The organism is Nocardioides sp., from assembly GCF_036274455.1.
GTDB lineage: Bacteria > Actinomycetota > Actinomycetes > Propionibacteriales > Nocardioidaceae > Nocardioides.
In genome coordinates this window covers 21,072-28,126 of the sequence record NZ_DASUFR010000137.1, presented here as the reverse complement: position 1 = coordinate 28,126, position 7,055 = coordinate 21,072, and the positions used below count along the sequence as shown (strand labels likewise).

Here is a 7,055-nt window from a genome sequence, read left to right as displayed (position 1 = left end):
GTGACGCTGACCTACCTGCGCAACGGCACGTCCCACACCGCAGACGTGATCCTGGCCCCGGCCACGCAATGATCGTCCTCGTCCCTCGAGAGCGGTTCGAGCGGTGGGTGCTCAACTTCAGCGGCCGGCACGGCGAGGCCGCGCTGGTGGTCGCGGACGGCGCACTGACCGGCTCGGCGGCCGACGGGTCGACGTTCGTGGCCCGACTGCCGTTCCTTGCGGCGTACGCCGGACCGCCGGACGCGGCGGCGTTCACGACCGAGATCGGGCCGCCGGCCGACTGGGGGCTGCTGCTGGTGCGCAAGGGTGGCTTCGGGGTCGCGCGCCTGGCCGGGGAGCGGGTCGTCGAGTCCAAGATCGGGCAGCGGCACGTGCAGGGCCGGACCAAGGCGGGCGGTCAGAGCCAGCAGCGGTTCGCGCGCAGGCGCGACAACCAGGCCCGGCAGGCCTATGAGGCCGCCGCCGGCCACGCGGCGCGGATCCTGGGGGCCGGCCCCCTGCCGGTCGTCACCGGCGGCGACCACGGCGCGGTGGACGAGGTGCTGGCCGACCCGCGGCTCGACCGGCTCACGGTGGTCGGCCCCTGGCTCGCCGTTGCGGACCCCAGGCGCGACGTGCTGGAGCAGGCGATCGCTGATGCGTGCTCGGTCGCGGTCGATGTCGTCAACGCCTGACGTCGATGTCGTCAACGCCTGTCTTGGTGGAGCGGCCGTCAGTAGCCCAGCTCCGCCTTGCGCTTGTCCCACTTGTCGGCCAGGGCATCGAGCTCGACCTCGACGAAGCGCAGGAAGTCCAGGCTCATCGCCACCCGCCGGTGCGCGGGGGAGTCGTCCCCGAGAGCGGTCAGGGAGTGCTCGAGCGAGGCCTTGATCGGGCCGTAGATCTGGTCGTGGCTCATCATCGCGCCGTGCCAGGCGTCGTCGTCGACGACGTAGACGTCGCGGCGCGAGCCCCGCTCCCGCTCCCGGCGCAGCATGCCGAGCTGCTCGAGGTAGCCGACCGCACCCGAGATGGCGGCGGGGGAGACGCCGAGGGCCGTGGCGAGCTCCGCGGAGGTCATCCGGCCGTCGTCGTCGACCAGCAGCGCCGCGAAGAGGCGGGACGGCAGCCTGGCCAGCCCGGCCTGGGCCAGGGCGGCGCCGATCCGCTCGACCGAGGACTGCTGGGCGGGTGTCACATCACACAGAATACAAGTTTCAGAAGATATTGAAATAGGCGTATGGTCGTTGTCGTGGCTGACGATGTGATCGACGTCCGCGGGCTGGTGAAGACGTTCGGGTCGGTGCGAGCCCTCGACGGGCTGGACCTGACCATCAGGACGGGGGAGGTGCACGGCTTCCTCGGCCCCAACGGCGCCGGGAAGTCGACGACGATCCGGGTGCTGCTCGGCCTGCTCCGCAAGGACGCGGGAGAGGTCCACCTGTTCGGCAGGGACCCGTGGCGGGACGCCGCGGAGCTGCACCGCCGGCTGGCCTACGTCCCCGGCGACGTCAACCTGTGGCCCAACCTCACCGGCGGCGAGGTGATCGACCTGCTCGGCCGGCTCCGGGGCGGGCTGGACGAACGGCGGCGGGCGGACCTGCTCGAGCGCTTCGAGCTCGATCCCACGAAGAAGGGGCGGAGCTACTCCAAGGGAAACCGGCAGAAGGTCGCGCTGGTCGCTGCGCTCGCCTCCGACGTGGAGCTCCTGCTGCTCGACGAGCCGACGTCCGGGCTGGACCCGCTGATGGAGTCGGTGTTCCGGGGCTGCATCGAGGAGTTCCGCGCCGACGGACACACCGTCCTGCTGTCCAGCCACATCCTCGCGGAGGTGGAGCACCTCTGTGACCGGGTGAGCATCATCAGGTCCGGCCGGTGCGTCGAGTCGGGCTCCCTCGCCGAGCTCCGCCACCTGACCCGGACCTCGATCACCGCCGACCTGGAGTCGGTCCCGGCCGGTCTGGACGCGCTGCCCGGCGTCCACGACGTCGACATCGACGGCCACCGGGTCCAGCTCCAGGTGGACACCGCGCGGCTCGACCCGGTGCTGGACGCCCTGCAGACCGGTGGGGTCCGCTCCCTGCAGAGCCAGCCCCCGACCCTCGAGGACCTCTTCCTCCGTCACTACGGCGACCGGATCGAGAAGGAGGTCGAGGAGGACGTCGAGGAGGACGTCGAGGAGGACAAGGAGGAGGCCGTCCCGTGACCGGGACCCTGACGTTCCTCCGCGCGTTCCTCCGCCGCGACCGGTGGTGGTACGTGTGGTGGGGGCTCGGCGTGGCGCTGCTGTACGTGAGCCAGGCCTGGAGCGTCGACGGTCTCTACAAGACCCAGGCCGAGTTCGACAAGGCGGCGGCCGCCATGGAGGGGAACGCCGCGTTCATCGCCATGGCCGGGCCGGCCCGCGCGCTGAACACCACCGGGGGCCAGGTCACCTGGCAGGCTGCGGCGTTCGGCGCCATCTGTGCCGGGCTGATGAGCATGTTCCTCATCGGCCGCCACACCCGGGCCGAGGAGGAGAGCGGCCGCGACGAGCTGCTGCGCGCGGCTCCGGTGGGCCGGTACGCGCCGATGACCGCCGCCCTCCTCAACGCGATGATCGCCAACGTCGTGCTCGGCGTGGTCGTCTCGGCGAGCCTGATCGGCTACGGCCTCGCGTCCGCCGACTCGATCGGCCTCGGTGCCGGCCTCACGCTGTGCGGCTGGTTCTTCAGCGGTACGGCGCTCCTGGCCGCGCAGCTCACCACCAGCACCCGGGCCGCGTACGGTCTCGCCGGCTCGGTGATCGGCCTCGCCTACGCGCTCCGCGCGATCGGCGACGTCAGCGCGCCGGCGCTGAGCTGGCTCTCGCCGATCGGCTGGTACCAGGCCATGCACGCGTTCTCCGGCCTGCGCTGGTGGCCGGCACTGCTGCTCGGCGCCGGTGCGGCGGTGGCCGTGGCGGCGGGGTACGCCGTCTTCGACCGCCGCGACTTCGGCGCGGGCGTGGTCGCGACCCGCCCGGGTCCTGCGCGCGCCGCCAGGGGGCTGCAGAGCGGCCTCGGCCTGGCCTGGCGGCTCCAGCGCCCCGCGGTCCTCGCCTGGCTGGCCGGCCTGGTCGTCTCGGGGCTGTCGTTCGGGGTGATGGGCGACAACGTCGGTGACCTGGTGGGCGACTCGGACTTCAGCAAGGAGATGATGCTGCAGGGCCGCGGTGACATCGTGGACGCGTTCTACGCCACCCTGATCGTGATGCTCTCGCTGCTCGCGTGCGGGTTCGCGATCTCGTCCGCGCTGCGCCCGCCGGGTGAGGAGGGCGCCGGCCGGCTCGAGTCGCTGCTGGCCACGGCCCTGCCCCGCTCCCGGTGGCTGGCCGGGCACGTCGCGATCACCGTCCTCGGCACCGTCGCGATGCTGCTCGGTAGCGGGCTCGGCCTCGGCACCGCCTACGCCCTCGCGACGGGCGACAGCGGCGCGATCCTGCGGATGACGGGCGCGATGGCGTCCTACCTGCCTGCTGTGCTGGTGCTCAGCGGGTTCGCCCGGCTGCTCTACGGCATCGCGCCCCGAGCGGCGAAGGTGGCGTGGCTCCTCCTCCTGGTCGCCTCCGTCGTGCTGCTGTTCGGCGAGGTGCTGAAGCTGCCTCAGTGGTTCCGTGACCTCTCGCCGTTCGAGCACCTGGCGTTCGTGCCGGCCGAGAGCTTCGCGTGGGGGCCGTTCGTGGTGCTGAGCGTGCTGGCGGTGGCCCTGAGTGTCGGGGGTCAGCTCGCCTTCCGACGGCGCGACATCGCCTAGCCTTCCGTCGTGCCGCAGGTCCGCGTCGAGGTGCTCGGACCGCTCCGGGCTGTCGTCGACGGCATCGAGGCCCGGCTCGGCGGTCGCCGTGAGCGGGCCGTGCTGGCGGTCCTCGCCGCTGCCCGCGGGCGGGCGGTGACCCCGGAGCGGCTGGTCGACGAGGTCTGGGGCGAGGAGGCGCCGCCGTCGGCGACCGCGTCCCTGCAGGTCGCCGTCAGCCGGCTGCGGGCCGCGCTCCGGCCGGCGGAGATCGTGCTCGACCCTGGCGGCTACCGGCTCGGTGGCGCCGAGGTCGACGCCGGTGCGCTGAGCTCGGTCGCCCGGTCGCTGGACGGGCTGGCCGCAGGCGAGGCGCTGGTCCGCACCGAGGAGGTCCTGGCGCTGTGGCGGGGGGCACCGTACGCCGACCTGCGGGACGTCCCGGGCCTCGCGGCGGAGGCCGCCCGCCTCGAGGAGGACCGGCTCCTGCTCGAGGAGGCCCGGGCCGGAGCACTGCTGGAGCTGGGCCGCCCGGACGAGGCGCGGGCCGCGACGGCGGCGCTGGTGGCCGAGCACCCGTTCGCTGAGCGGCTGTGGTCGCTCCTGGCCCTGGCGCTGTACAGGTGCGGGCGGCAGGCCGACGCGCTCGAGACGCTGCGCCGGCTGCGCGAGTCGCTCGTGGACGAGCTCGGCGTCGACCCGTCCCCGGCGGTCCGGGAGCTGGAGGCGGACCTGCTCGCCCAGGCACCGCACCTGAGCCCCGCGGCGGCCCTGTCGCCGGGTACCGACGCCACCCGGAGCCGCGCCACGGGCGTGGTCGGGAGGGTCTCCGTGCTCGCGGCCCTCGAGGACGCCCTCGACGAGCTGGTCGACGACGGCCGCGGCGGCGTCGTCGCGCTCACCGGTGAGGCCGGGATCGGCAAGACGATGCTGGCCGACGAGGTGGTCCGGCGCGGCCGGGCGCGCGGTGCCCGCGTGGTGGTCGGCCGCTGCCACGAGGCGGACGTGGCACCGGCGTACTGGCCCTGGCTGCCGATCCTCCGCGAGCTGGCCGGCCCCGACGCCCCGGCCGAGGTGGCCGTCCTGCTCGGCACCCAGCCCGGACCCGACGTCGAGGCGACGGGTGCGGACGCGGCCGCGCTGCGGACCTATGACGCGGTGACTCGCGTCCTGGCCGCCCGGCCCGGCCCGCTGTTGGTGGTCCTGGAGGATCTGCACTGGGCCGACGCGTCGTCGCTGCGGCTGCTCGCCTACGCGGCCGAGGCGCTCCGGCAGCGGCCGGTGGCGTTCGTGGTGACCGTCCGCGACGTCGACCCCGAGGTGAACCCCGCCCTCACCGTGGCCCTGGCCGGGCTGGCCCGGCTCGGTGCGACCCGGTTGCGGATGCCCCACCTGGGGGAGGACGCGGTGGTCGAGCTGCTGCGCGACGTCTTCGACGACCCCGACCCGGCCCTGGCCGCGGTGCTGGCGCGGCGCACCGACGGCAACCCGTTCTTCGTCCTGGAGATGGCCCGGCTGCTCGCCGCCGATGGCACGGGCGAGGGCCTGGCCGAGCGGGCCGAGCGGCTGGAGGTGCCCGACGGGATCGCCGACGTGGTCCGGCTCCGCCTGGCCGGGTTGCCCGCCAGCACCCGCGAGGCGCTGGAGGTGGCGTCGGTGGCCGGCCGCCGGTTCCCGCTGGACGGGCTGGACGCGGTCCTGGAGCGCTCCTCGCTGGAGGACGTGGACCTGGCGGTCGGGACCGGCATCGTCCGCCCGGACGAGCTCCCCGGCAGCTTCCGGTTCGTGCACGCGCTGACCCGCGAGACCATCGAGCGGGACCTGCGCCCAGGTCGCCGCGCCCGGCTGCACAAGCTTGTCGGGCGAGCGATGGAGCGGCGGCTGGCCGCCCAGCCCGAGCTGGTCACCGAGGTCGCCTTCCACCTGGCCCGCGCCGCGGCGTACTTCCCGGACGTGGTGCTCGACGCCGTTCACCACGGCGCCGAAGCGGCACGCTCCGCCGAGCGCCGCGGCGCCTACGAGGAGGCCGCCGAGACGTGGCGCGCCACCCTCGCGGTCGAGGCGCTGGCGCCCGAGCCGGACGTGCGCCGCCGCCACGGACTCCTGCTCGACCTCGCAGCGGCCCGGCAGCGGCTCGGCGACATCCGAGGTGCCCAGGAGGCGCTGGACAGTGCCGTCGCCCTGGGCCGCTCGGTCGGCGACGTCGAGCTCACGGCGCGGGCGGCCACGGGCTTCCGCAGCTACAACGTCTGGCACTGGCGGGAGATCGGCGAGCCGGACCAGGCCACGATCTCGGTGCTCGAGGACTGCCTGCGCGAGGTCTCGGACCCGGTGCTGCGGGCGCGGCTCCTGATGCACCTGAGCACGGAGTCCTACATCGCGCGGCGGATCGACGACGCGGACCGTGCCGCGGGCGAGGCCCTGGCCCTGGCCCGGTCCCTGGGCGACAAGGCGCTGCTCCAGGAGTGCCTGGAGCTCCGGTGCATCACCCTGTTCCTTCCCGGCCGGGCCGCGGAGCGCGAGGCGACCGCCCGTGAGCTCCTGGGTCTCGACATCGACCAGGAGCGCGAGCTGGCGGCGCTGTTCCACCTCGGCAGTGGGCTGCACCGGCAGGGCCGCGCGCGGGAGTCCGACGAGGTGATGGCCCGCGCCTTCGAGATCGCCGCCGAGCTGCGCCACACCGGCATCGACATCCCGCTGGCGTGGTGGCGGTGGCTGCGGGCGGCCGAGACGCGTGCCCCGGACGCCGACGAGCTCGGGCAACGGGCGCTGGCAGTGCACCGCCGGACGACCGTGGTGGGGCTGGAGGAGCTCACCGGGCTGACCACGCTGGAGCGGCAACCGTCCACCGGTGAGGTCCCGGCCGACCTGGTCGTGGCCGCGCAGGGCCACCCCAACCGCTCCTACCGCACCTACGTCGCGCACGCGCTTGCCCGGTCCGGTGACCACGACGCAGCGCTCCGGCTGCTGGGCGACCCGGAGCCGGAGGACGAGTACGACTACGCCAGCCACTTCGCCCAGTGCCTCCGGGTCGAGATCCTCGCGCTGTGCGGTCGGACCGAGGGGCTGGCGGAGGCGCTCGCCCGGATCGAGCCCTACGCCGACGAGCACGCGACGTACGGATCGGTGCTGTCCGCGGGCTCCACGGCGTACTTCATCGGTCTCGGCGCCCTCGCCCTCGGTGACACCGAGCGGGCGCGGGCGGCCCTGGAGGAGGCGGTCCGGGTGAACGCGGACAGCGGGTCGCGCCGGTTCGAGGAGCACGCTCGCCGGGCGCTTTCCGCGCTGGGGTAAGCGAGCGGGAAGGAGCCGGTAAGCGGCGG

5 protein-coding genes are annotated in these 7,055 nt (G+C 74.3%); 4 read left to right on the top strand and 1 reads right to left on the bottom strand.

Going from position 1 to position 7,055, the window contains the following annotated elements; translation table 11 throughout:
• Positions 1–68 precede the first annotated feature (68 nt).
• Entirely contained in the window at positions 69–674 is a 606-nt protein-coding gene (locus VFV89_RS13390; protein ID WP_414690384.1) for an acVLRF1 family peptidyl-tRNA hydrolase, read from the top strand.
• A gap of 38 nt (positions 675–712) precedes the next feature.
• On the opposite strand, the gene VFV89_RS13385 is transcribed toward VFV89_RS13390, so the two are convergent.
• Positions 713–1,177: a GbsR/MarR family transcriptional regulator gene (locus VFV89_RS13385; protein ID WP_329706447.1), complete on the bottom strand. Its 465-nt coding sequence runs from the start codon at positions 1,175–1,177 to the stop codon at positions 713–715.
• Between the two features lie 42 nt (positions 1,178–1,219).
• Between VFV89_RS13385 and VFV89_RS13380 the strand changes: the two genes are divergently transcribed.
• Genes VFV89_RS13380 through VFV89_RS13370 form a run of 3 tightly spaced genes read left to right on the top strand, consistent with a single transcriptional unit; the run spans position 1,220 to position 7,026 of the window.
• Positions 1,220–2,185 (top strand): ATP-binding cassette domain-containing protein, encoded by a 966-nt coding sequence (locus VFV89_RS13380; protein WP_414690383.1) that lies wholly within the window; start codon positions 1,220–1,222, stop codon positions 2,183–2,185.
• Positions 2,182–3,753 carry an ABC transporter permease gene (locus tag VFV89_RS13375; protein WP_329706445.1) on the top strand — a complete coding sequence of 524 codons (1,572 nt, stop codon included), beginning with the start codon at positions 2,182–2,184 and terminating at the stop codon, positions 3,751–3,753. Before VFV89_RS13380 ends, VFV89_RS13375 begins: the two co-directional genes overlap by 4 nt.
• A gap of 9 nt (positions 3,754–3,762) precedes the next feature.
• Positions 3,763–7,026: an ATP-binding protein gene (locus VFV89_RS13370; RefSeq protein WP_329706444.1), complete on the top strand. Its 3,264-nt coding sequence runs from the start codon at positions 3,763–3,765 to the stop codon at positions 7,024–7,026.
• Positions 7,027–7,055 lie beyond the last annotated feature (29 nt).